Consider the following 20124-nt stretch of genomic DNA (forward strand, 5'->3'; position numbering starts at 1 on the left):
GGCGCGTCCGCGATCGACGCGAGCAGCCCGGCGCGAGCGACGAGGTCGTGCTGGTCTACATGCGCCGCTGGCCGGACGGGTTGATCTGCTCCGGCTGCTTCGCCAAGGCGATGGAGACCTATGGGATCTGCGACGGCTGCAGCGCCGACCGGCTCCTGCCCGGCATCGGCCCCGATGGGCAGCGCTGGTGCACCGACTGCGCCGGCGGACTGGGTGACTTCACCTGCACCCGCTGCGGCCGCGAGGGATGGCGCGAGCACGCCGGCATCTGCGGCTGGTGCGTCTTGCAGGACCAGGTCCAGGAGATCCTGAACGACGGCACCGGCAGGATCCGGCTCGAGCTGATGCCCCTGGCCGCGCAGATCCTGAGCATGAAGCGCCCCCGCTCGGGCGTCCTCTGGCTCAGCCGCCTCGAACCACAGACCGTCCTGCGCGCGATCGCCCGCGGCGAGGTGCCGCTCACGCACGAAGGCCTCCACAGCCTCCCGCACCGCCGGTCCGCCGCCTACATCCGCGACCTCATGGTCACGGCCGGAATCCTCCCGCCCGTCGACAAATGGCTGTTCTCCTTCGAGCAATGGTGGCGCGGCTGGCTCGACGAGCTCCCGGACCCCGAGCAGCGCAAGATGTTCCGGCTCTTCATCACCTGGCACTACCTGCGCATCTTCCGGGCACGCATCGACGCGCGCGGCGAACTCGGCTACGCGGCCCCGTAGCTCGCCCGGCACCAGCTCCGCGCCGCCGCCAGATTCGTCGGCGACCTCGCCGGGCAGGGACGGAGCCTGGCCGACACCGCCCAGGCAGATCTCGACCGTCTCTTCGCCGAGGGCACGCCCCGGCTGCGCGACGCCCTCCAGCCGTTCCTACGCTGGGCGATGCACACCCGGCGCATGCCGAGACTCGAGCTCCCGCCCCACCTCCAGCGGCCCGTCGCCCTCCTGACTCAGCAGCACCGCATCGCGCTCATCCGCCAGGTCCACGACGGCGACGGCATGGAGCTGACCGACCCGGTGCTCGCGCTGCTCGTCCTCCTCTACGCCCAGCCCCTGACTCGCATCCAACAGCTCACCGTCGACGACATCGGCCTCGACGAGGACGGACATGTCCTCATCCGACTCGGCGACCCACCCACGCCGGTTCCCACGCCGTTTGACAAGATCATTCGCCCAGCACGTCGTCAGGCGACGGAACAAGACGACCGCGGCCAACGCGACCAGCCCGTGGTTGTTTTCCCGGGCGCGCGTCCGGGCGGCCGCTGCACACCACGTCCCTGCGTGACCGGCTTCGCAAGCTCGGCATCCCGAACCTCAGCAACCGCAGCCGCGCGCTCCGCGAACTGCTGCGGCAAGCCCCACCCATCATCGTCGCCGGGATGCTTGGCTACGGCCCCACCGGCAGCGAGAGAATCGCGAACGAGTACGGCATCGCCTGGCACCCCTACACACCGCTCGGCAAGCCGGCCCGGCACCCACCCCGGCTCAGCGAGTAAGGAACTCGTCACTCGAGTTCATGTCAGGGCGCCAGTTTCGTGCGGTGAATGTGCCCGTCGCGCGTGGCTTCGGCACTGACCGTTCGCGCCTGATTGCACCCGACCTCGTCTGCGAGCGGGTCTCGTCGGGGCGTCCGGTCACTATTTGCGTCGAGCCGCAACTATGTGCCACCATCTGCGGTGTTCGATGGTCCCAGCGCTCCGTGGAGGGGGTGGCTCGACGTGTCGTCTTCCGATCCGCATCCGAGTACCAGCCCCCGGAGTGCGCGGCGCTGACCCGCCGCTGACGTCCGGGGTGCGCCCGGCGGGTGCCAGCCCGCCACCTCCCACTCGTCGCCGCGCCGGCGTCCTTCGTGCGTGTCCGTACCGCTCGACCTTCCCCGCGCGCGCCCTGCCCGTCCCTGGGGGTCGTCGTGATGCCGTTGACCGATCGCCGCGCGCGCATCGAGCGCGTCGCCGGCTCCGTACCGGCGCGCGTGCGCTGGGTGCTCGGCGGGTTCGGCTGGGCCGACCTCGTGGTGGCGGCCGGGGTGCTCGTCGTCTTCTATGTCGCGATCCGTACCGGCGCGGGCGTGAACGTCCGGTTCAACCCGAGCCGGCCGTTGAACATCGACACCGACCCGGCCCGCCTGCCGTACTACGCCGCGCGCAGCCTGTTGCGGATGTTCGTCGCGCTGGCGGCGTCGATCGTGTTCACCTTCGTCTACGGGTATGCCGCGGCGCGCAGCCGGCGGCTGGAGAAGGTGCTGATCCCGGCGCTGGACATCCTGCAGTCGGTGCCGATCCTCGGGTTCCTGACGATCGCGGTCACCACGCTGGTGCGCCTGTTCCCGCACTCGCTGCTCGGCCTGGAGCTGGCCTCGGTGTTCGCGATCTTCACGTCCCAGGCGTGGAACATGACGTTCTCGTTCTACAACTCCCTGATCTCGCTGCCGCGGGAGCTGGACGAGCTGTCGCGCAACCTGCGGCTGACCCGGTGGATGCGGTTCTGGAAGATCGAGGTCCCGAGCGCGACGATCGGGCTGGTCTGGAACGGGATGCTGAGCTTCGGCGGTGGCTGGTTCTTCCTGGTCGCCTCCGAGGCCATCACCGTCGCCAACCACGACTACACGCTGCCCGGGGTGGGCGCGTTCGCCGGAGCGGCCATCGCCGAGGGCAACCTCGCCGGGGTGGGCTACGCGATCGTGACGATGGCGATCCTGGTGGTCGGCGTCAACTTCCTGTTCTGGCGGCCGCTGACGGCGTGGGCCGAGAAGTTCAAGCAGGAGCAGTCCGAGGCCGTCGACGTGCCCCGGTCCCTGGTGCTGGACCTGCTGCGCCGCTCGCACTGGTCCCGGCTGTTCGCGCCGGCCGGCCACGCGGCGGGCGAGCTGCTCGACCGCGCGGGCCGGGTCTTCGGCACCGACACCCGCCCCCTGACCGGCAGCCGAGCCCGGCGGCGCGTGGGGGACGTGGTGTTCACCCTCGTCGTCGTCGGCCTGATCGCCTGGGGCCTGGTCGGCCTGCTCCGCTTCCTCACCGGGACGGGGCAAGGGCTGGCGGTGTTCGTCGAGCCGCTGCTGCTGGGGCTGGCGACGTTGGCCCGGGTGGTCGTCGTCATCGTGGCGGCGACGCTGGTGTGGGTGCCGATCGGCGTGTGGATCGGCACCAGCCCGCGCCTGGCCCGCATCGCCCAGCCCGTGGTCCAGGTGTTGTCCAGCTTCCCCGCCAACTTCCTGTTCCCCCTGGTGACCTGGGTTCTGGTGCGCACGGGCCTCAGCCTGAACATCGGCGGGGCGTTCCTGATGTCGCTGGGCGCCCAGTGGTACATCCTGTTCAACGCGATCGCCGGGGCCCAGGCCATCCCGACCGACCTGCGGGAGGCGACGAACGACCTGGGCGTGCGCGGCTGGCAGCGATGGCGGCGGCTGATCCTGCCGGCGATCTTCCCGTACTACGTCACGGGCGCCATCACGGCCTCCGGCGGGGCCTGGAACGCGTCGATCGTCGCCGAGATCGTCACCTTCGGCGCCACCACGCTGACGGCGAGCGGGCTGGGCTCCTACATCGCCGACGCCACCGCCACCGGCGACTACCCGAGGATCCTCGCCGGCATCGCCGTGATGTCGCTGTACGTCGTCGGGCTCAACCGGCTGTTCTGGAGCCGGCTGTCGACCCTGGCCGAGACCCGCTACTCCCTGACCTGACCTCGCCTCATCCCCCGAGGAGCACGCCATGACCACCATCGCGGCCACCCGCGCACCCGGCGCAGCCCTGCTGGCGACCGAGCGCCTGAGCAAGTCGTACGCCGGCGCCGACGGCGAACTGCCCGTGCTGGCCGGCATCGACCTGACCATCCGCCAGGGAGAGATCGTCGCGCTGCTCGGCCGCTCCGGGTCGGGCAAGTCGACCCTGCTGCGCTGCCTGGCCGGCCTGATCCCGCCGTCGACCGGCACCGTCACCTACCACGGCACCGAGCTGACGGGCCCCAACCCCGGCACGGCGATGGTGTTCCAGACCTTCGCGCTGCTGCCCTGGCTGACCGTGCAGCAGAACGTCGAGCTCGGCCTCGAGGCCCGCGGCATCCCGCCGCGGCAGCGCACCGCGGCCGCCCTGCAGGCGATCGACCTCATCGGGTTGGACGGCTTCGAGTCCGCCTACCCCAAGGAGCTGTCCGGCGGCATGCGCCAGCGCGTCGGGTTCGCCCGCGCCCTGGTCGTCGAGCCCGACGTGCTGCTCATGGACGAGCCGTTCTCCGCCCTCGACGTGCTCACCGCCGAGAACCTGCGCGGCGAGCTCGTCGAGCTGTGGGACTCCGGCCAGTTCCCCACCCAGGCGATCGTGCTGGTCACCCACTCCATCGAGGAGGCCGTGCTGCTCGCCGACCGCATCCTCGTGCTCGACTCCCGGCCGGGAACCATCCGCACCGAGCTCGCCGTCACCCTGCCCCGGCCCCGGCTGCGCGACACCAAGGACTTCGAGGCCCTCGTCGACGCCGTCTACGCCGTCATGACCGGGCGCGAGCGCGGCACGACGACGCCGACCGCGGTCCCTCGCCGCACCCTGGCCAACACCCCGCTGCCGCCCGCCGGGGTCGACGGCCTGTCCGGCCTGGCCGAGATCCTCGCCCAGCACCCCGAACAGATCGACCTGGGCGACCTGGCCGACGAACTCGGCCTCGAGGTCAAGCACCTCCTGCCGCTCGTCGACGCGCTCGAGCTGCTCGGCTTCGCCACGGCCGACGCCCGCGGCGTCGTGCTGACCGACACCGGGGTGGAGTTCGCCGCGGCCGACGTGCAGACGTCCAAGCAGCTGTTCGCCGCCGCGTCGGACCACGTCCCTCTCGTGCGCACGATCGTCACCAGCCTGCACCGCACGCAGGACGGCACGCTGCGCGCCGGGTTCTTCCGCGACCTGCTCGCCCACGACTACACCGACGAGCAGATCGCCACCCAGCTCGGCGTCGCCACCGACTGGGGCCGCTACGCCGAGCTGTACTCCTACGACACGCTGTCCGAGGAGTACCAGCTCGACCCGGCCCAACGCGTCACGGCGCCGTAGGGAGGCAGGGCGGTCAGGCCTCCGCGACCCGGCGCCGTGCCGGGCCCAACGCGGGCGCCGGCAGCGGCGGCGTCCGGGTCGCCGGGGCCGACTGCTCCACCGGGCCCGCCTCGAGCCGCGCCGCCGTGACGACGACCTGCTCCACGAGCCGGCTCACGTGCTCGGACGCCAGCCGGTAGAAGATCCGGGTGCCGTCGCGCCGGCTGTCCACGACGCCGGACTCCCGCAGCCGCGCCAGGTGCTGGGAGACCGCCGCCACCTGGGCGCCGAGCCTCTCGGCCAGCCGCGAAACCGGCTGCTCGCCGTCCGCCAGCAACCAGACCAGCCGCAGCCGAGTCGGGTCCGCCAACGCCCGCAACAGGACCAGGGACGGCTCGAAGCCCGACGCCGAGACGTCCGCTACTTGCGCTTGCACGCAACAAAGCCTACCGTGCTCGCCGTCGCAGCAAGAAGACGGGCGGCACCGGGCAGCTGGCACGCCCTGGAGGCGAGGCCTCGCAGCTCGGGATGTTTGCGCCTGATGGGACCACGATGTCCTCGCTTGACCTCTTGGCGATACCGGCGGTCGCCGGGCTGATCGCCGCCGGCACGCTCGCACTGCGTGCCGGAGATCCCCACCGGCGCCGAACACCTCTTCCCTGGGCCTTTCCCCACCCTCGCGTTCGTCACTGGTGTCGACACCATCGCCCTCATCATCGCGGCAGCGATCCGCCACGACCCCGTCACGGCACCGCTACTGTTCCACACCGCTGTGTTGCTGACCTACGCCGTCCACCGACGCCTGCGATCTCTCGTCCACCTGCGCAAGTAGGACGCGTACCACCGGCATTCCCACCCGGGTCGACACCGCGCCACCATTCGGACGACCACATCCAGGAGGGGTGCTCCCGGGCGCCGCGGTGGGCGGCACCTCCGGCTTCGCGGCACCCTGGAACACGGCTTTGGCAGCACCTGACGCGGTGCGTAGGTCGACCGCGGAGCGGCGAGCTGTCGGCGTGGGCGAGGGACTGTGTTGATGACAGTCCGGCCGGCGCGCTCCGCCCGCAACCGACCTTCTAGTAGTGGCGCTAGAAGTTCCAGTCGTCGTCGTGGGTGTGTTCGGCCTTGCCGATGACGTAGGAGGAGCCAGAACCGGAGAAGAAGTCGTGGTTCTCGTCGGCCGAGGGGGCCAGGGCAGCGAGGATCTCGGGACTGACGGCGGTCTCCGCGGCGGTGAAGCGTGCGGGGTAGCCGAGGTTCATCAAGGCCTTGTTTGCGTTGTAGCGGACGAAGGCGGCGACATCGCCCATCAGGCCGACCGGCTCGTAGAGCTCGCCGGAGTAGGCGAGCTCGAGCTGGTAGAGCTCGTCGAGCAGCGCGGTGGCGAACTCGCGCATCTCGTCCTGCTCGGCCGGAGTGTGGACCTGCAGGCCGCGCTGGTACTTGTAGCCCGAGTAATAGCCGTGCACCGCCTTGTCCCGCAGGATCAGCCGGATCATGTCGGCGGTGTTGGTCATTGTGGCGTGCACCGAGAAGTACAGCGGCAGGTAGAACCCCGCGTACAGCAGCAGGGACGACAGCAGCGTGGAGGCGACCTTGCGCCGCAGCGGGTCGGTGCCGACGTAGTGGTGCAGCACCGTCTTGGCTCGGGCCTGCAGCAGGTCGTTGCCGACGGCCCACCGGTAGGCGTCGTCGATCTCCGCGGTGGAGGCCAGGGTGGTGAAGACCGAGGAATAGGAGCGGGCGTGCACCGCCTGCATGAAGGCGATGTTGGTGTAGACGGCCTCCTCGTGCTCGGTGCGGGCGTCCTGGATCTGGCTGACCTCCCCGACGGTGGCCTGCACGGTGTCCAGCAGGGTCAGCCCGGTGAACACGCGCATCGTCAGGGTCCGCTCGGTCGGGCTCAGCCGGCGCCAGGCGGGCAGGTCGTTGGACAACGGCACCTTCTCCGGCAGCCAGAAGTTCGCGGTGAGGCGGTTCCACACCTCGAGGTCCTTCTCGTCCTCGACCCGGTTCCAGTTGACCGGCCGCAGCCGGGCGAGCGGGTCGCGGCGGTAGGCCGGCGGGGTGACGGAGACCTCCGTCAGCGGGCGGGGCGATGTCGTCGTAGTCATGGTGGGCTGGTCCTTCGTCTCGTGGGGTTGTACTCCTGGGAGGTCGACTGCGACGTCCTGCCGGCCTCGATCGCGCTTAGGCGGTGGCGAGTCTGGCTTGGGCCGCCCAGAACCGGGCGAGCCCCTCGCTGACATGCGCGACGTCGCGGTCGGTGCCGAGCAGCTCGAAGCGGTACAGCTCGGGCACGTGGCACTTGGCGGAGATCACCGGGCCGGCCAGGCAGTAGGACGCGCCGAAGTTCGTGTTGCCGGCGGCGATGACCCCGCGCAGCAGACCCCGGTTGGCGGGTTCGTTGAGGAAGCCGATCACCTGCTTAGGCACCGCCCCGGACCGCTCCCCGCCGCCGTAGGTCGGCACGACGAGCACGAACGGGCGCGCGACGCAGATCGCCCCTTCGACGCGGGGTCGCAGTGGGATTCGCACTGCCGGCCGGTCGAGCCGCTCCACGAAGCGACGGGTGTTCTCCGAAGCGCTGGAGAAGAACACCAGGTCCGCCGACTCTTGCACGTCCAGGAGCCGGGCCGGCACCGGCGGGGATTCGACGAGGTTGGTGATGCTCGGCACGAGCAGTCCCTCCTATCGTCCGGCGGACCGTCCACACAGGATGTCGCGGTCAAGTCACCGCCCGACTACTAGATCTAGTAGTACCGCGCGAGAGCGACCGCAGTATGCAGACACGCCACAGAGAGTTCGGCTAACCGAACTTTCGCTTTGGACGTCCCCCGTCGAGGGCCTGGGCGAAGAGCCAGAGTGACGCTGTCGCCCCGCGCCATGTCGTTCTCAGTCAGGCTTGTCATGGCGGGCCTGGTCGAGCCGTGGCGGGCGGGCGCGAGGCTCGCCGCCCGCGGCGGCGCGAGCGGGGTGCGCGTCGGCCGTAGCGCTCGTCGCGCTCGTGCTGGCGGTCGGCGCCGGAGCGGCCAGCATCGCGCTGCACGGGGCATCCCCGGTGACCGAGGACTTCTACGCCGCCCCGTGCGAGGTCCCCGCCAGCCGGGTCGCCTGGTGCGGTCCGCGCCGTTCCTCCCGCTCGTTGCCGTGGGCGGCCGCCGTGTCGATGTGCCGGTAGCCGACCGCCAGTGCGGTCTCGGCCGCGGCGGTGGTCTCCGCCGGTGGGCTCTGGAAGACGCCGAGTCCCAGGGCGGGCATGACGACGCCGTTGTTCAGCGTCACGGTGGGCTGAGTCACGACTGCTCCTGTTCAGGCATGGTCGGCCGGGACGATCTGGATGGTGACGTCGCGCACGGCGGTGCCGACGATGCCCGCGACGATCGAGGGGTAGCGGGCGTACTTCTCCCCGTAGGCGGCGTCGATCACGTCCTGAGGCCCCGCCGCCGCATGGACGAAGACGACGTCGCGCTCGAGGCCACCGGCACGGATCCGCCCGGTTCCGCGTGCCAGGGCGCGCCGGTACCAGCCGTTGTCGGCGCGCGTACGCCGAGCGTGCGTAGAGACCGCCCTCGGCCACGACCGCCCAGATGGTGACCTCGGGGCTCAGCGTGCCATCCGTCCGGCGGGAGGCGATGGCCAGCTCCTCGGCCCGGCCGATCCGGTCGAGCTCGTCCTGGGTCCACGTACGCGTACTCGTCACGGCCGCACCATGACCTTCAGCGCCGTGCGGTCGTTCATCGCCGCGTACCCGGCCGGGGTCGCCTCCAGGCCGACCTCGCGGTCGAAGACCCTGCCGGGCCGGACCGTGACATCGGGCACCCTCTCGACCGCGCGGATCGACGTAGGTTCACGTCCATGAGTCACGTCGACGACGTGCGCGAGTTTCTCTTCAGCCGCTGCGCTCGCCTGCCCCCCGAGCAGGCCGGCCTGAGGTCGAACAGGTACTCCTGCTCGACCTTGTCGAATTGAAGCGTGCGGGCGAGTGATTCCAGGACGGAGTCGAAGGCGCCGGACAGGCTGCCCCGTTCCATGCGCCCGTAGTAGTCGACGCCGACCCCGGCGAGCAGGGCGACCTCCTCGCGACGCAGACCGCTCACGCGCCGGCGGCCGCCGTACGCAGGCAGGGGTCGAGGTAGACGAAGCGGGCACCGTTGGCCGGGTGCGGCTGGTGGTCGAGCATCGGGGCGTGCAGAGCACGGGCCATCTGGTTGGTGGCCAGGAAGTCGTGCCGGTTGTTGCGCACCCAGGCGGGCGCATCCGTGATCGCGTCCAGCACCTGCTGGACCACCCGGCCGCAGCCTCGGTGAAGCGGCTGCGGCGCGGCGGCCCGGGGTCGAAGACCGTCTCACTTCCGATTCCCGCGGCTCTTGCAGATCAACCCGCGCCTTTGGCAAACGTTCTCGGACTGACACCGTACCGGCCGCGGAAGGCTCGACTTGCCGAAGGGCGGCTGTCCCAACCGACGGCTTGGCTTGCCTCGGCCACCGAAGTCTGAGTGGTGGCTAGGATTTGAGCCATTGTCTCGACTCGTACCAGTCGTAGGTAGGCGGCCGGGCTAACACCAAGCTCATTGTGGAACAGGCGGCGCAGTTGCGACTCCGACAGGCCCACGGCGGTAGCCAACTCGTGGACCGTCCAGTGGTGAGCCAATCGGGCGCGCAGTAGGTCAATTGCAGCAATCACCTCCCGGCGCGCCATTCTAGTGGTACCGGCTTCCGCACTGGCGCCGTGCGGGGGACCAGCAACGACCTGCAGCACTTCGGCAACGCGTGCCGCGATGGCGAACTCGTTGCCCCGACACCGGTGGAACTGTGCCAGCCATCTCAGCGTCGGGACCAGTTCGAGCATCCGGTGCTCCCCAATGCCGATCACTCCCGGACGATGATCGCCGCGAAGGGCGTCCCGCAGCATGTGGGTTAGCGGATGAGCAAACGGCATCCACGTCAGCTGAGCGCTTAAGAACTCCTTGAGCACATGCATCGTCACGGCCTGAACTGGCTCGCCGGGAGTGAGCCACACTTCTGTCTCTCCCGGAATTGTGACGACATCTCCAGCGCGAAGGTCAATCTCAGCTGTGGTGAGCCGTATGCGTGTCCACCCGGAGGTGATGAAGGCCACGACGACGTCTGCGGTCTCGACCGGCCCCATAGCCGACGTGAGGTGGCTCTCGCGTATGGTGATCGGTGCGACCCCGAGGAGGCTTCGCGTCCTAATTGTGCCGTCGTGGTGGTGATCTGCCGAGTGCGATGCGGGGCTGGCTTGGGAGAGCGGCGAGTGCGTCAAGGTGCCGTGCCCAAGGCGCCGCTACTTGGTGCCCAAGAGCTTGGCCATGAGGTCGATCTCGGCGGTCTGGTCGATGATGATCTTGTGGGCGAGTGCCGTGGCTGCGGCGTTCTGGCCGGCATCGACTTCGGCTTCGGCCATGTCTACGGCGCCCTGGTGATGGACGGTCATCAGCTGCAGGAAGAGACGGTCGAAGTCCGCCCCGGAGGCGCTCTGCAACTGGGTCATGGACTGGTCGCTGGCCATGCCGCCCGCGCCGGACTCGCTCATCGCGCCGTGGTCCATGCCGGGCATCGCGCCGCCGGTGGGCAGGGGGGAGGCGTCCCACTCGGTCAGCCAGCCGGTCATGGTGTCGATCTCGGGTTGCTGGGCCGCCTCGATGTTCGCGGCGAGCTCGCGCACGTCCGAGCTGGCGGCGCGGTCGGCCGCCAGCCGGGCCATGTCGAGGGCGCCTTGGTGGTGCACGATCATCATCTGAGCGAACTGCACGTCGGCCTGGTTGGCTGCGCCGACCGTGGCGGCCGGGCTGGGAGCCTGCTCGGTGGAGGTCGCCGTCGGGCCAGGGGCCGCAGGCTCGGAGCCGGTGGCGGAGCAGCCGGCCAGGGCGAGCCCGGCAGCCAGGAGCGAGGCGGTCAGGGCGGCGGTGTGTCGGTTGCGCAACAGGATCTCCTCGGGGTTGATCTGGCGCCCCACGTTCCGGGACGTTGGTCCCACCTTCCGGGGTGGTCGATTGCGGTCCGACTGAGATGTGGTCAAGCCTCAGTGAAGGTCGATGCCGTCGGCGCGTGTCCTGGCGATGTGGTGGGTTTGTCGTGGCGGGCGTACAGGCGGCCGTGCGCGATGATCGCCGTGCCGGCGAGGATGCTGGCCAGCGCCCACAGTTGCGGCTGGGTCAGCCCGAACAGTGCGGGGGTGTTGATCCGCAGGAACTCCACGAGGAACCGGGAAAGACCAGACAGGATCAGGTAGGCCCCGAGCATCTCCAATGGTGGGCGGGTGCGTCGCTGCAGCCCCCACAGGATGGCGGCGATGAGCATGGCGGCGAACACCTCGTACAGCGGGGTGGGGTGCACCCGCACGTCGGTGGCGACCATGCCGTTGGGGAACGCCTGGCCCCAGGGCAGGGTGGTGGGCTTTCCGTAGGTGCCGTCGCCGGACAGCCAGCAGCCGATGCGTCCGACGCCGTAGGCCAGGGTCAGGGGGATGGCGGCGGCGTCGATGACGAAGGCGGCGGGTAGCTGGCGGCGGCGGATGATGATCAGGAACGTGGCGATGCCGCCGATCAGTCCGCCGTACCAGGTGAAGCCAGACCCGCCGAGGTGGTGCAGGCTGATCTCGTCGGTGTGCTCGAGCAGGAAGTAGATCTTGGCGCCGACGAAGCCCCAGATCGTCGCCCACATCACCAGGGAGTAGGCGTCGTCCGTCTTCAGCCCGCGCCGCTGGAAGGCGCGGCCGAGGAGCCATGCGGCGAGCAGTGCGGCGGCGGCCTTGCTGACGCCGTAGGACTGGACGTCGAAGCCGAAGATGGAGAACAGGACCGGTCGCATGTGGTGGTTCCTCTCCGGCGGCCGGCCCGGTGTGGGTCAGGCCGCCTGGGTGGGGGGCTCAGGGCTGTGGTGGGCGGGCTGCGCGGTGTCGTCGTGGACGGCGACCAGCACCGCTGGGGTGCCGTGCTGGCAGGTGCACTCGCCGGTGCAGGTGTGGTCGGACTGCTCTTCGTGGCGGCAGCATCCGGGCATGACGGTTCCTCCAAAGGTCGGGTGGTGGTGGGCTACTGGCCGAGCTTGCCCTTGACGAGGTTGAGCAGGTCCTTGGGGTCGATCCACATCGAGGGGTAGTCGGCCTTCCAGATCTGGTTGCCGTCAGCGTCGATGAGGACGAAGCCGTGGCCCGGTAGGCCGGCGTGCATGCCAGTGCCCAGGACGTCATACTCCTTGGACACGGTGCCGTCGTCGAGCAGGTAGGCGGCCTTGCCGCCGAGACGTTGCCGGTCGGCGTTGATCTGCTCGGCGGTGTTCATCACGATCGGCAGCTCGGTGATGCCCGCGGCGGCGAACCCGGGTTCGGCTTCGATCTTGGCCTGTTGCACGATGCAGGCGTCGCAGCCGGCGCCTTCGGAGAAGTAGAGCAGAACGGGACCGCCGCGCAGGGCGGACAGGGTGTGGCTGGCGCCGTCGGAGTCGGTGAGCGTGAAGTCCGGGGCGATCCGGCTGGCAGTGTCCTGTGTCGGACGAGAGCTCAGCAGGGCGTAGGTGACTAGTCCGGCGACAACCAGGAGGGCAACGGCCCAGATGCCGCCGACGAGCAGGCGACGGCGACGGTTGACTGCGCCCTGCTTGGCCTGCACCTGGTGGAGGATCTCCTGGCGCTCCTTGGCGCGTTTGGTGGCCGATCCGGAGGTCATGACTGGTTCCTCGATGCGGGGGCGGGTGATGTGTGGCAGGACGGAGTGTCGGCGCCGTCCTGGAGGGAGGGGTGACCCTCGACGGGCGCGAGCTCGTCAGAGGTGGTGCCCGCGGGGCCGTCGCCAGAGGGGGCGCCGGCGCCGACCCCGCGGCGTCTTCCGGTCAGAGTGGCCGCGACCAGCGCGCCGACCACGAGGAACAGCAGGAGGGCCTGCAGCACCTCGGGCACTGGTGAGGCCCAGTCCTGGATGCGCAGGAAGGCGGTGGTCAGTCGGTCGGAGATCCAGGTCTGGGCGGCCGACCCCCGCGACATGTCCTTCTGGTTGGCCAACGCGATGACCGCGATGCCCATGGCGGCGAATCCGACTGCAACCACGAGGTTGACGGTGTTGGTCACCAGGACCCGGCCGGCCAGACGCAGGCGCACCAGCCTGGCGCGCCAGAACCGGCGCTCGTTGAGCTTGGCCTTGTCCCAGACCAGGGCCATCACGAACAGCGGGAACACCATGCCGAACACGTAGGCCAGGCCGAGCACGACCCCGCCGGCCGGGGAGGCCGACAACGCGGACAAGGTCATGACGCCGATCAGCACCGGGGCGCAGCAGGAGGAGGCGATCCCGGAGAACACGCCGAGGGCGAAGAAGCTCGCCGTGTCCGCGCGAGACGTGTCCGGTGCTCGGACGAAGGACGGCAGCGACCACATCCGACCCGAGACCGCGAGGATCGCCAGCGCGATCATCAGGGCGCCACCGGAGTAGTACAGCGGGGCGTGGTAGCGGGCGATCGCCCCGGACAGCACGCTGGCTCCGAGTGTCAACGGCACGAGCACCAGGGCCAGGCCGGCGGCGAAGACAAACGTCAGCGGCAGCAGCCGCCAGCGTCGGTTCTTCACCGCCGCCGCCAGGTAGCTGGGTGCGAGGAAGACGATGCAGCAGGGCGCGAACAGCGCCACACCGCCGGCGAGGAACGCGGCCACGACACTGCCGGTAGTCAGCAGGTCGCCGCCGACCGGAGCGGCGAGCAGCTCAGCGACCATCGGGGCCTACCGCCGTGAGCCGCGCGCCGCGGTCCGTCAGCAGCTTGATCAGCTTCTTGCGCGGCAGTCGCCCGGCGCTGAAGTAGGCCCCATCGACCAGCACGAGCGGGTTGAGAGCGGGTCGGTGGGCTGCGATGAGCCGCAGGCCCTCGGGCGTCTCCGCCGGCACACGGTCGACCTCGAACGCGAACGACGAGGCGAGCTCGGTCAGTGCCTCGTCCGCGTCCTCGCAGAAGTGGCATGCCGGGGCCGGCACCAGCGTGATCCGGACCGTGCCCGGGGAGGTTGAACTCACCATGTCTCCGATCTGCCTGGGCGCGGACCTGGCAGACGTGACAGACCGGCACCACGATCGATCGTCGGGCCACAGCCCTGCGCTGCCGGTGTCGTTTCCATCAAGGTTCGATGAAGTCGCGGCTCACCGGGCCCGCGGTGATGCCATTTGGTGGGGGCCGGTGCTCACACTGGCGACATGGACGCCCCGACATCCCCCCTTCGACGGGCGCTCGTCGTTGATGACGAGCAGCCCCTGGCGCGGCTGATCGCCGGCTACCTGGAGCGTGAGGGCTTCGAGGTCGCCCTGGCGTTCGACGGCCCCAGCGCGGTGGCGCTGGCCCGCGAGCACGACCCGGAGGTGATCGTGCTCGACCTGGGCCTGCCCGGCCTAGACGGTGTGGAGGTGTGCCGGCAGGTGCGCACGTTCTCCGACGCCTATGTCGTCATGCTGACCGCCCGCAGCGAGGAGGTCGACACCCTCATCGGGTTGTCGGTCGGCGCGGACGACTACATGACCAAGCCGTTTCGGCCGCGTGAGCTCGTCGCCCGCATCAACGCCCTGCTGCGCCGACCCCGACGGGCCGTTGCGGAGCCGCCCGCGGTGGTCGACGCGCCCGCGATGTCGTTCGGAGAGCTCCGGATTGACCCGGTCGGTCGGGAGGTCTTCCTCGGCGACGATCTGGTTCCGTTGACCCGCACCGAGTTCGACTTGTTGGCGACCTTGGCGGCCAACCCGCAGCGGGCGTTCAGCCGCCGCGCCCTGATCGCCGCGGTGTGGGGCGATGAGTGGGTGGGTGACGAGCACCTGGTCGACGTGCACCTGCTGCACGTGCGCCGCAAGCTGGCCGACACCACGACCGAGCAGCGTTTCATCCGCACGGTGCGTGGGGTGGGCTACCGGATGGGTGCCGGCGGATGAGCCGGTTGGCGCACGCTGGGATCGCGGCCCGGCTCATGGCCGCCATGGCGCTGGTCATGGTGGCGGCGGCGTTGGCAGCCTGGCTGGTGGCCGGTGCGATCGGGCCAGGGCTGTTCCACCGCCACATGGCCGAGGCCGAAGGTTCACCGGGCACCGTCGTCGAGCATGCCGAATCGGCGTTCGCCTCTGCCAGCGCCCTGACGCTGGCTGTGGCGCTGACCGCGGCCGTCCTGACGGCGTTGATCGTCTCCGTGGTGCTTGCCCGGCGGATCGGGGCCTCGCTGGGCAGCCTGTCGGGTGCGGCCGGTGAGGTGGCCGCAGGTCGGTTCGAGGTGCGGTTGGCCCAGCCACGCGTCGGAGCCGAGTTCGACGACCTTGCCGACGCGTTCAACACCATGGCGGCCCGGCTGCACCAGGACGAACAGCTGCGCCGCCGGCTCATGGCCGACGTCGCCCACGAGCTGCGCACCCCGGTGGCGACGATCTCGGCCTACGTCGACGCCCTGGAGGACGGCGTGCAGGAACTGACCCCGACCACGATCGACGTGCTACGGACCCAGGCGTCGCGGCTGACCAGACTCGCCGCCGACCTGGCCGCGGTCACCAAGGCGGAGAGCGGAGCCTTGGAGCTCAACGTGCAGACCGTGGCGCCGGCCGACCTGGTGGCGACCGCGATCTCGGCCGCGACGGTCCCTGCCGAGCAGGCCGGCGTCGACCTGGTGGTCCAGACCGAGACCGCCCTGCCGCAGATCCGGGTGGACCGCGACCGGTTCGCCCAGGTCTTGGGCAACCTGCTGGACAACGCGATCCGACACACCCCGACCGGCGGGCACATCACGGTGCACGCACAGGCCTCAGCATCGGGGGTGCGGTTCACCGTGACCGACACCGGCGAGGGCATCGGCCCCGAGCACTTGCCGCACGTCTTCGAACGCTTCTACCGGGTCGACACCGCCCGCGACCGCAGCCACGGCGGCTCAGGCATCGGCCTGGCGATCGTCAAGGCCCTCGTCACCGCACACGGCGGCACCGTCGTAGCCCACAGCGACGGACTGGGCCATGGATCCAGCTTCGTCGTCGACCTTCCCACCACCTGAGGGTGATGGGAAGGTCGACGACCACGCGCAGGTCGAGCAGCCTCACGGGACGCTCGAGGCGTGGTGTGTGACGAATTCATGCCCTTCTGACCAGGACCCGTCGTCCGCCAATGACCGCCGGTGACCTGCCCCAGATACGGCGCCTCGACACACGCTCGACAGGTCGCTTCAGGGCGCTGACCTGCCCACGGGTCAGGCAATGCGCAACACGACGGGCGGTCACCGCCGGGCCGTCGTTGGGCACCTCACGGGGAACCTTACCGCCGGCTGCAAGGCTCTGGCTCCGCAGCAGAACCGACCCCACACGCCCCATGCAGATCCGGGGACGGGTCTTCAGCAAGCCTTCATGGTCTGCAACCTGGAAGTTGATCCACGGGCACGCACCCTAGATCGCGAGTGGTTCCTCACGCCGCTCACCCGCGGCGAGGAGGGCTCGATGGGCCGGGGCGGTCACCGAAGCGACCGGCAACGGCAAGCTGTGTGACCCGGGTCCCACGCCCTCGGCGCTGTGCGCAACGGATCACCTACCCGCATTCGGCCTTCGATGCCCGCCTTGTCGCGGCAGCCACGACCTGACCGCCTGCCGACCGCATCACCAGCTGGCCGGTTGGCCGGGCGCGACGAAAGGAACCGCGGTGAGGCACCAGTTCACCCACGTGGGAATCGCTCAGGGCGCCCATGCCTACTGCACGTCTGGGCACCGTCCGGTGCCTCTCGGCGCCTGCGCGTCTGTCGCGTCGCATGGCCAGTCGCCCCACGAGATCGATGAGCGCGCCCGGTGAGCAACGATGCCGCCGTCCACCACGTCGACGGGGACGCCCCTTCTGGCGGGTCCGGCGAACACGTCGCCGCGCACGCCAGAACACGTGCCGTTCGACGTCGTAGCCGGACCGGATCGCGGGTGGGTCTGTCCGTGCTGCTGGTTGTGGTGCCGTTGGCGCTTGCTTCGGTGATCGGCATCGCGGTGACCTGGCCACCGGCGGCCAGCCAGGCTGCCTCCAGCGCCGGCTTGGTCGACACCGGGGTGCAGTTTTTCCGGGCCACCGTCACCGCTGCCGTCGAGACGACGTGTCAGGGCACGCAGGAGAACGTGCAGCCGGACGGCACCGTCCCGCAGACCGTGCCGTGCCTGCGGGTCCAGGCACGCGTCAGCGAGGGTCCTTGGGCCGGCAAACAGGTCACGGTCTATCCCACCGTCGGCACCGTGAACCGAGCCGTTCGCCAAGGCGCCCCGGTCGTCGTGGAGCACTATCCGGCGACCGACGGCGCAGAGGACATCTGGGCCTTTGCCGACGTCGAACGCACTGTGCCCCTGGCGAGCCTGGCGCTGGCGTTCCTGCTGGTGACCGCACTCGTGGCGGGCTGGCGTGGGATGCGGGCGCTGATCGGCCTGGTGCTGGCGATGGTGCTGCTGTGGATCTATCTGCTGCCCGGCCTGATCGCCGGTGAGAACGCCCTCCTTCTGACGTTGTCGGCGTCCGTAGCGATCATGACGGTGGTCGGCTACCTCACACACGGCCTGTCGCTGCGCACCTCCACCGCGCTGCTGGGCACCTTTGTCGGACTGGCGCTCATCGCTGGTCTCGGGGCCCTCGGCGCGTGGACGGCCAGCCTGAACCCCATCACCGGGCAGGAGGACTACCAGCTGGCCGCCCTGCTGGGCGACCACGGTCTGACCGCACTGCGCGCCATCTTCCTGGCCGGGGTCGTCCTGGCCGGCCTGGGCGTGCTCAACGACGTCACCATCACCCAGGTCTCCGCGGTCTGGGAACTGCGCACCGCCAACCCTGCCGCCACCTGGCAGGATCTGTTCGCCGGCGGCATGCGCATCGGACGCGACCACGTCGCCTCCACCATCTACACGATCGCCTTCGCCTACGTCGGAGCCTCCCTGCCTGTCCTGCTGACTCTCCAGTTGTATGGCCTGCCACTGATGCGCACGCTGACCGGAGGAGTTTTCGCCCAAGAGATCGTGCGCACCCTGGCCGGGTCCATCGGCCTGGTGCTGGCCATCCCGCTGACCACCGCCGTGGCGGCGATCATCGCGCTCCGCTCCGAACCGGCCACGCTGCGCATCCGCGGCGGGCACAGCCACCCCGCCCCGATCTGAGGCCCCGAAGGCCAAGAACCTCGCATCGCACAGCAGCCGCGTTACCCGCCGCGAGGCCTGCCGACAGGCGGCTGGCGCACCCCGGGGTACTCCGGGTAGTGCTACGCCCAAGAAGCCCTTTCACGGCGATGTCGTCAACGGCTGGGGTGACGGCAACGGTTCGGCTGGCAGGGCCATGGTGGTGGACCGGATCGGGCCGACCGGGGCGAGATCCACCCGCGGGCTTCCTCCTGGACATCGTGCAACCTGGCCGGTGCTGCGGTTCGTGAAGGCCCACGCATCGCCGGTGGTCTGCCAACCGGGGCGGGCGATCTTCAGCAAGCCTTCATCGTGCGCGACCCGGAAATTGATCGGGGACGCCGACCCTGAGGGGTGAGCGGTTCATCCGGCGCCGCTCACTCCGCGGCGAGGAGGGCTCGATGGGCCTGTGGTGCGGCCAGATGAGCGCCGGCGGCTGGGTGTTGATGGTCGCCCTCTGGGCGGCCGTGCTTGGCCTAGCCGTCTTGGCGGTGTGCTGGCTGTTCCCCGCGCAGCGGGGCCCCGACCCGCGCACGGCTCTCGACGCCCGCCTCGCCGCGGGAGACATTGACCTGGACACCTACCACCAGGTGCGCGCCCAGCTCGGTGAGCACGCCCCGGTCGCGATGAAGGGACTTTGATGAAGCACCACCTCAAACACATGCTGATCGGCGGCGGCGCGATCTTCGCCGTCTTGCTGCTGCTGCGAGTCGACCTGCGCACTGCGTTGACCTATGCGTTGCTGCTGTCGTGCCCGCTGGGCATGGTCGGGATGATGTTCATGATGAACAAGGGGGGCCACGGCGAGCACGACCACGGAGCCGGCGGCCATGACCACTGCGGTGGCGGCCACCAGCAGGAGGGGACGACGTCTAGCACCGGGCATGAGACGCATCAGCACACCGACCACACGCTGCCGGAGGTGCCGCTGACCCGCGAGAACCACGAACGCATCCCCTGACCGGTCCTCACGCACGCGGGGACGCACCGCTGACTCCAGGCAGCGGCGCGTCCCCGTCTGTGGCGGCGCTGGTGCCGATTGCCGTGGGACCCACCTTGCACACACACAGTGACCGGATGCTGATGAGAGGCAGGCCGCAAGGTGGGGGCTGCATGCCGGCGGCTGTCTCGAGGACCATGCGGCTTTCGCAGCCGCGAACATCGCCGCTCTCATTCCCAGCGCTTTCCGGTCGTTGCGGCACCTGTGCTTGAGGAGGTTGCACGCTATGCCGGTCATGTCGGCCGTCGAGGCCACCTTTTGCCGCAGCGCGCTTTGGCGCAGCTTCGCCGGTCGCAGGGTGCTGCCCTGGGTCTTGGCCGACCATCTGCTGACCGGTGAGGTGCTGGAGATCGGTGGTGGCGTTGGCGCCATGGCCGCCGAGACCGCCCGCCGGTTCCCCATCACCCGGCTGACGGTCATCGATGTCGACCCTGTCATGGTCGAGGTCGCACGCTCGCGGCTCGCCCGATTCGGCAACGTGACGGTCGCCCGGGCCGACGTGACAAATCTGCCGTTCGAGCCTGCCAGCTTCGACGCGGTCACCTCGTACCTGATGCTGCACCACGTCATCGACTGGACTGAGGCGCTCACGCAGATCGCCCAGGTCCTCAGGCCCGGCGGCGCCCTGATCGGCTACGACCTGACCGACACCCGCCTGGCACGCGTGGTCCACCGCGCGGACGGCTCACCGCACCGGATCCTGACACCGGCCGAGCTCGCCGACGGGCTGGCTCTGGCTGGCTTCGCCCAGATCACGATCGGACTGTCGTGGCACGGCCATCTCATGCGCTTCCACGCCCTGCGTCGGTCTGGAACACCGGAGACGCTAGCCCAAGCACCGGCCGGTCACTTCAGGCCCGAGTAGGAGTGCAGGCCGGAGACGAAGAGGTTGATCACCGTGAAGTTGGCGAGCACCGCGGCGTACCCGGCGAAGACGAGGTAGGCGGCCCGCCGCCCGCTCCAGCCGCG

General features: G+C 70.0%; 24 protein-coding genes and 4 pseudogenes. 10 read left to right on the forward strand and 18 right to left on the reverse strand.

The features are described from left to right. Window positions 1-47: 47 nt before the first annotated feature. Window positions 48-716 carry a hypothetical protein gene (locus BGO37_RS17090; RefSeq protein ID WP_291756944.1) on the forward strand — a complete coding sequence of 223 codons (669 nt, stop codon included), beginning with the start codon at window positions 48-50 and terminating at the stop codon, window positions 714-716. A 147-nt stretch (window positions 717-863) separates the two neighbouring features. Here BGO37_RS17090 and BGO37_RS17095 read toward each other — a convergent pair whose 3' ends face one another. Then, complete coding sequence (locus BGO37_RS17095) at window positions 864-1103, reverse strand: hypothetical protein (protein WP_291756945.1); 240 nt, start codon at window positions 1101-1103, stop codon at window positions 864-866. 802 nt (window positions 1104-1905) lie between these two features. On the opposite strand from BGO37_RS17095, the gene BGO37_RS17100 reads away from it, so the two are divergent. Both BGO37_RS17100 and BGO37_RS17105 read left to right on the forward strand, forming a co-directional pair. Further along, window positions 1906-3675 carry an ABC transporter permease subunit gene (locus tag BGO37_RS17100; RefSeq protein ID WP_291756946.1) on the forward strand — a complete coding sequence of 590 codons (1770 nt, stop codon included), beginning with the start codon at window positions 1906-1908 and terminating at the stop codon, window positions 3673-3675. Between the two features lie 28 nt (window positions 3676-3703). Then, on the forward strand, window positions 3704-5029 hold the full coding sequence (locus tag BGO37_RS17105; RefSeq protein ID WP_291756949.1) for a nitrate/sulfonate/bicarbonate ABC transporter ATP-binding protein: 1326 nt from the start codon (window positions 3704-3706) through the stop codon (window positions 5027-5029). A 13-nt stretch (window positions 5030-5042) separates the two neighbouring features. Here the strand turns inward: BGO37_RS17105 and BGO37_RS17110 are convergent, their stop codons facing one another. After that, window positions 5043-5444: a helix-turn-helix transcriptional regulator gene (locus BGO37_RS17110; RefSeq protein ID WP_291756951.1), complete on the reverse strand. Its 402-nt coding sequence runs from the start codon at window positions 5442-5444 to the stop codon at window positions 5043-5045. 186 nt (window positions 5445-5630) lie between these two features. Here BGO37_RS17110 and BGO37_RS17115 point away from each other — a divergent pair, with 186 nt between their 5' ends. Continuing rightward, window positions 5631-5840, forward strand: coding sequence for a hypothetical protein (locus BGO37_RS17115; RefSeq protein WP_291756953.1), 210 nt, complete (start codon window positions 5631-5633; stop codon window positions 5838-5840). 256 nt (window positions 5841-6096) lie between these two features. Here the strand turns inward: BGO37_RS17115 and nrdF are convergent, their stop codons facing one another. The 15 genes and pseudogenes from nrdF to BGO37_RS17190 form a co-directional block, all read right to left on the reverse strand. Beyond that, entirely contained in the window at window positions 6097-7122 is a 1026-nt protein-coding gene (gene nrdF / locus BGO37_RS17120; protein WP_291756955.1) for a class 1b ribonucleoside-diphosphate reductase subunit beta, read from the reverse strand. Between the two features lie 76 nt (window positions 7123-7198). Continuing rightward, complete coding sequence (gene nrdI, locus BGO37_RS17125; RefSeq protein WP_291756989.1) at window positions 7199-7678, reverse strand: class Ib ribonucleoside-diphosphate reductase assembly flavoprotein NrdI; 480 nt, start codon at window positions 7676-7678, stop codon at window positions 7199-7201. Window positions 7679-8143: 465 nt separating this feature from the next. Beyond that, window positions 8144-8269: pseudogene (locus BGO37_RS17130) on the reverse strand (aldo/keto reductase); the annotation flags it as partial. 51 nt (window positions 8270-8320) lie between these two features. Then, window positions 8321-8521 (reverse strand): DUF2255 family protein, encoded by a 201-nt coding sequence (locus BGO37_RS17135; RefSeq protein WP_367188123.1) that lies wholly within the window; start codon window positions 8519-8521, stop codon window positions 8321-8323. An 82-nt stretch (window positions 8522-8603) separates the two neighbouring features. Then, a pseudogene (locus tag BGO37_RS17140) lies at window positions 8604-8711 on the reverse strand (hypothetical protein); the annotation flags it as partial. Further along, window positions 8708-8830 (reverse strand): hypothetical protein, encoded by a 123-nt coding sequence (locus tag BGO37_RS17145; protein ID WP_291756957.1) that lies wholly within the window; start codon window positions 8828-8830, stop codon window positions 8708-8710. The pseudogene BGO37_RS17140 and the gene BGO37_RS17145, both read right to left, overlap by 4 nt. A 110-nt stretch (window positions 8831-8940) precedes the next feature. Continuing rightward, a pseudogene (locus BGO37_RS17150) lies at window positions 8941-9135 on the reverse strand (helix-turn-helix domain-containing protein); the annotation flags it as partial. Next, entirely contained in the window at window positions 9105-9299 is a 195-nt protein-coding gene (locus BGO37_RS17155; protein WP_367188122.1) for a hypothetical protein, read from the reverse strand. The gene BGO37_RS17155 and the pseudogene BGO37_RS17150, both read right to left, overlap by 31 nt. Before the next feature lie 86 nt (window positions 9300-9385). Next, complete coding sequence (locus tag BGO37_RS17160) at window positions 9386-10129, reverse strand: AraC family transcriptional regulator (RefSeq protein ID WP_291756959.1); 744 nt, start codon at window positions 10127-10129, stop codon at window positions 9386-9388. A 186-nt stretch (window positions 10130-10315) separates the two neighbouring features. Then, window positions 10316-10987 (reverse strand): DUF305 domain-containing protein, encoded by a 672-nt coding sequence (locus BGO37_RS17165; protein ID WP_291756961.1) that lies wholly within the window; start codon window positions 10985-10987, stop codon window positions 10316-10318. A 59-nt stretch (window positions 10988-11046) separates the two neighbouring features. Then, window positions 11047-11841 (reverse strand): prolipoprotein diacylglyceryl transferase, encoded by a 795-nt coding sequence (locus BGO37_RS17170; RefSeq protein WP_291756963.1) that lies wholly within the window; start codon window positions 11839-11841, stop codon window positions 11047-11049. 36 nt (window positions 11842-11877) lie between these two features. Next, entirely contained in the window at window positions 11878-12033 is a 156-nt protein-coding gene (locus tag BGO37_RS17175) for a hypothetical protein (protein WP_291756964.1), read from the reverse strand. 32 nt (window positions 12034-12065) lie between these two features. Further along, window positions 12066-12698, reverse strand: a complete 633-nt coding sequence (locus BGO37_RS17180) for a redoxin domain-containing protein (protein WP_291756966.1) — start codon at window positions 12696-12698, stop codon at window positions 12066-12068. Further along, entirely contained in the window at window positions 12695-13735 is a 1041-nt protein-coding gene (locus BGO37_RS17185; RefSeq protein WP_291756968.1) for a cytochrome c biogenesis CcdA family protein, read from the reverse strand. Before BGO37_RS17185 ends, BGO37_RS17180 begins: the two co-directional genes overlap by 4 nt. After that, window positions 13725-14030 carry a glutaredoxin gene (locus tag BGO37_RS17190; RefSeq protein ID WP_291756970.1) on the reverse strand — a complete coding sequence of 102 codons (306 nt, stop codon included), beginning with the start codon at window positions 14028-14030 and terminating at the stop codon, window positions 13725-13727. The genes BGO37_RS17185 and BGO37_RS17190 overlap by 11 nt, the downstream gene beginning before the upstream one ends. A 177-nt stretch (window positions 14031-14207) precedes the next feature. Between BGO37_RS17190 and BGO37_RS17195 the strand changes: the two genes are divergently transcribed. The 6 genes from BGO37_RS17195 (at window position 14208) to BGO37_RS17220 (ending at window position 20020) form a co-directional block, all read left to right on the forward strand. Then, window positions 14208-14930: a response regulator transcription factor gene (locus BGO37_RS17195; RefSeq protein ID WP_291756972.1), complete on the forward strand. Its 723-nt coding sequence runs from the start codon at window positions 14208-14210 to the stop codon at window positions 14928-14930. Beyond that, on the forward strand, window positions 14927-16027 hold the full coding sequence (locus tag BGO37_RS17200) for an ATP-binding protein (RefSeq protein WP_291756974.1): 1101 nt from the start codon (window positions 14927-14929) through the stop codon (window positions 16025-16027). Before BGO37_RS17195 ends, BGO37_RS17200 begins: the two co-directional genes overlap by 4 nt. Window positions 16028-16805: 778 nt before the next feature. Beyond that, the gene (locus tag BGO37_RS17205) at window positions 16806-18137 is read left to right on the forward strand and encodes a YibE/F family protein (protein ID WP_291756975.1); all 1332 of its coding nucleotides are present in this window, start codon (window positions 16806-16808) and stop codon (window positions 18135-18137) included. Window positions 18138-18556: 419 nt separating this feature from the next. Then, complete coding sequence (locus tag BGO37_RS17210) at window positions 18557-18796, forward strand: hypothetical protein (RefSeq protein ID WP_291756976.1); 240 nt, start codon at window positions 18557-18559, stop codon at window positions 18794-18796. Next, the gene (locus tag BGO37_RS17215) at window positions 18796-19116 is read left to right on the forward strand and encodes a hypothetical protein (protein WP_291756978.1); all 321 of its coding nucleotides are present in this window, start codon (window positions 18796-18798) and stop codon (window positions 19114-19116) included. Before BGO37_RS17210 ends, BGO37_RS17215 begins: the two co-directional genes overlap by 1 nt. Before the next feature lie 265 nt (window positions 19117-19381). Then, entirely contained in the window at window positions 19382-20020 is a 639-nt protein-coding gene (locus BGO37_RS17220) for a class I SAM-dependent methyltransferase (RefSeq protein ID WP_291756979.1), read from the forward strand. On the opposite strand, the pseudogene BGO37_RS17225 reads toward BGO37_RS17220, so the two are convergent. Beyond that, window positions 20002-20124 (reverse strand): annotated as a pseudogene (locus BGO37_RS17225) (c-type cytochrome biogenesis protein CcsB); the annotation flags it as partial. The gene BGO37_RS17220 and the pseudogene BGO37_RS17225 sit on opposite strands and share 19 nt — an antisense overlap.

This window comes from Cellulomonas sp. 73-92, from assembly GCF_001898175.1.
GTDB lineage: Bacteria > Actinomycetota > Actinomycetes > Actinomycetales > Cellulomonadaceae > Cellulomonas.

Coding starts and splice junctions, on each gene's coding strand:
- BGO37_RS17170 (WP_291756963.1), bottom strand. CDS start 11,841: ATGCGACCGGTCCTGTTCTCCATCTTCGGCTTCGACGTCCAGTCCTAC.
- BGO37_RS17200 (WP_291756974.1), top strand. CDS start 14,927: ATGAGCCGGTTGGCGCACGCTGGGATCGCGGCCCGGCTCATGGCCGCC.
- nrdF (WP_291756955.1), bottom strand. CDS start 7,122: ATGACTACGACGACATCGCCCCGCCCGCTGACGGAGGTCTCCGTCACC.
- BGO37_RS17215 (WP_291756978.1), top strand. CDS start 18,796: ATGAAGCACCACCTCAAACACATGCTGATCGGCGGCGGCGCGATCTTC.
- BGO37_RS17180 (WP_291756966.1), bottom strand. CDS start 12,698: ATGACCTCCGGATCGGCCACCAAACGCGCCAAGGAGCGCCAGGAGATC.
- BGO37_RS17195 (WP_291756972.1), top strand. CDS start 14,208: ATGGACGCCCCGACATCCCCCCTTCGACGGGCGCTCGTCGTTGATGAC.
- BGO37_RS17210 (WP_291756976.1), top strand. CDS start 18,557: ATGGGCCTGTGGTGCGGCCAGATGAGCGCCGGCGGCTGGGTGTTGATG.
- BGO37_RS17095 (WP_291756945.1), bottom strand. CDS start 1,103: ATGTCCGTCCTCGTCGAGGCCGATGTCGTCGACGGTGAGCTGTTGGAT.
- BGO37_RS17220 (WP_291756979.1), top strand. CDS start 19,382: ATGCCGGTCATGTCGGCCGTCGAGGCCACCTTTTGCCGCAGCGCGCTT.
- BGO37_RS17100 (WP_291756946.1), top strand. CDS start 1,906: ATGCCGTTGACCGATCGCCGCGCGCGCATCGAGCGCGTCGCCGGCTCC.
- BGO37_RS17185 (WP_291756968.1), bottom strand. CDS start 13,735: ATGGTCGCTGAGCTGCTCGCCGCTCCGGTCGGCGGCGACCTGCTGACT.
- BGO37_RS17175 (WP_291756964.1), bottom strand. CDS start 12,033: ATGCCCGGATGCTGCCGCCACGAAGAGCAGTCCGACCACACCTGCACC.
- BGO37_RS17105 (WP_291756949.1), top strand. CDS start 3,704: ATGACCACCATCGCGGCCACCCGCGCACCCGGCGCAGCCCTGCTGGCG.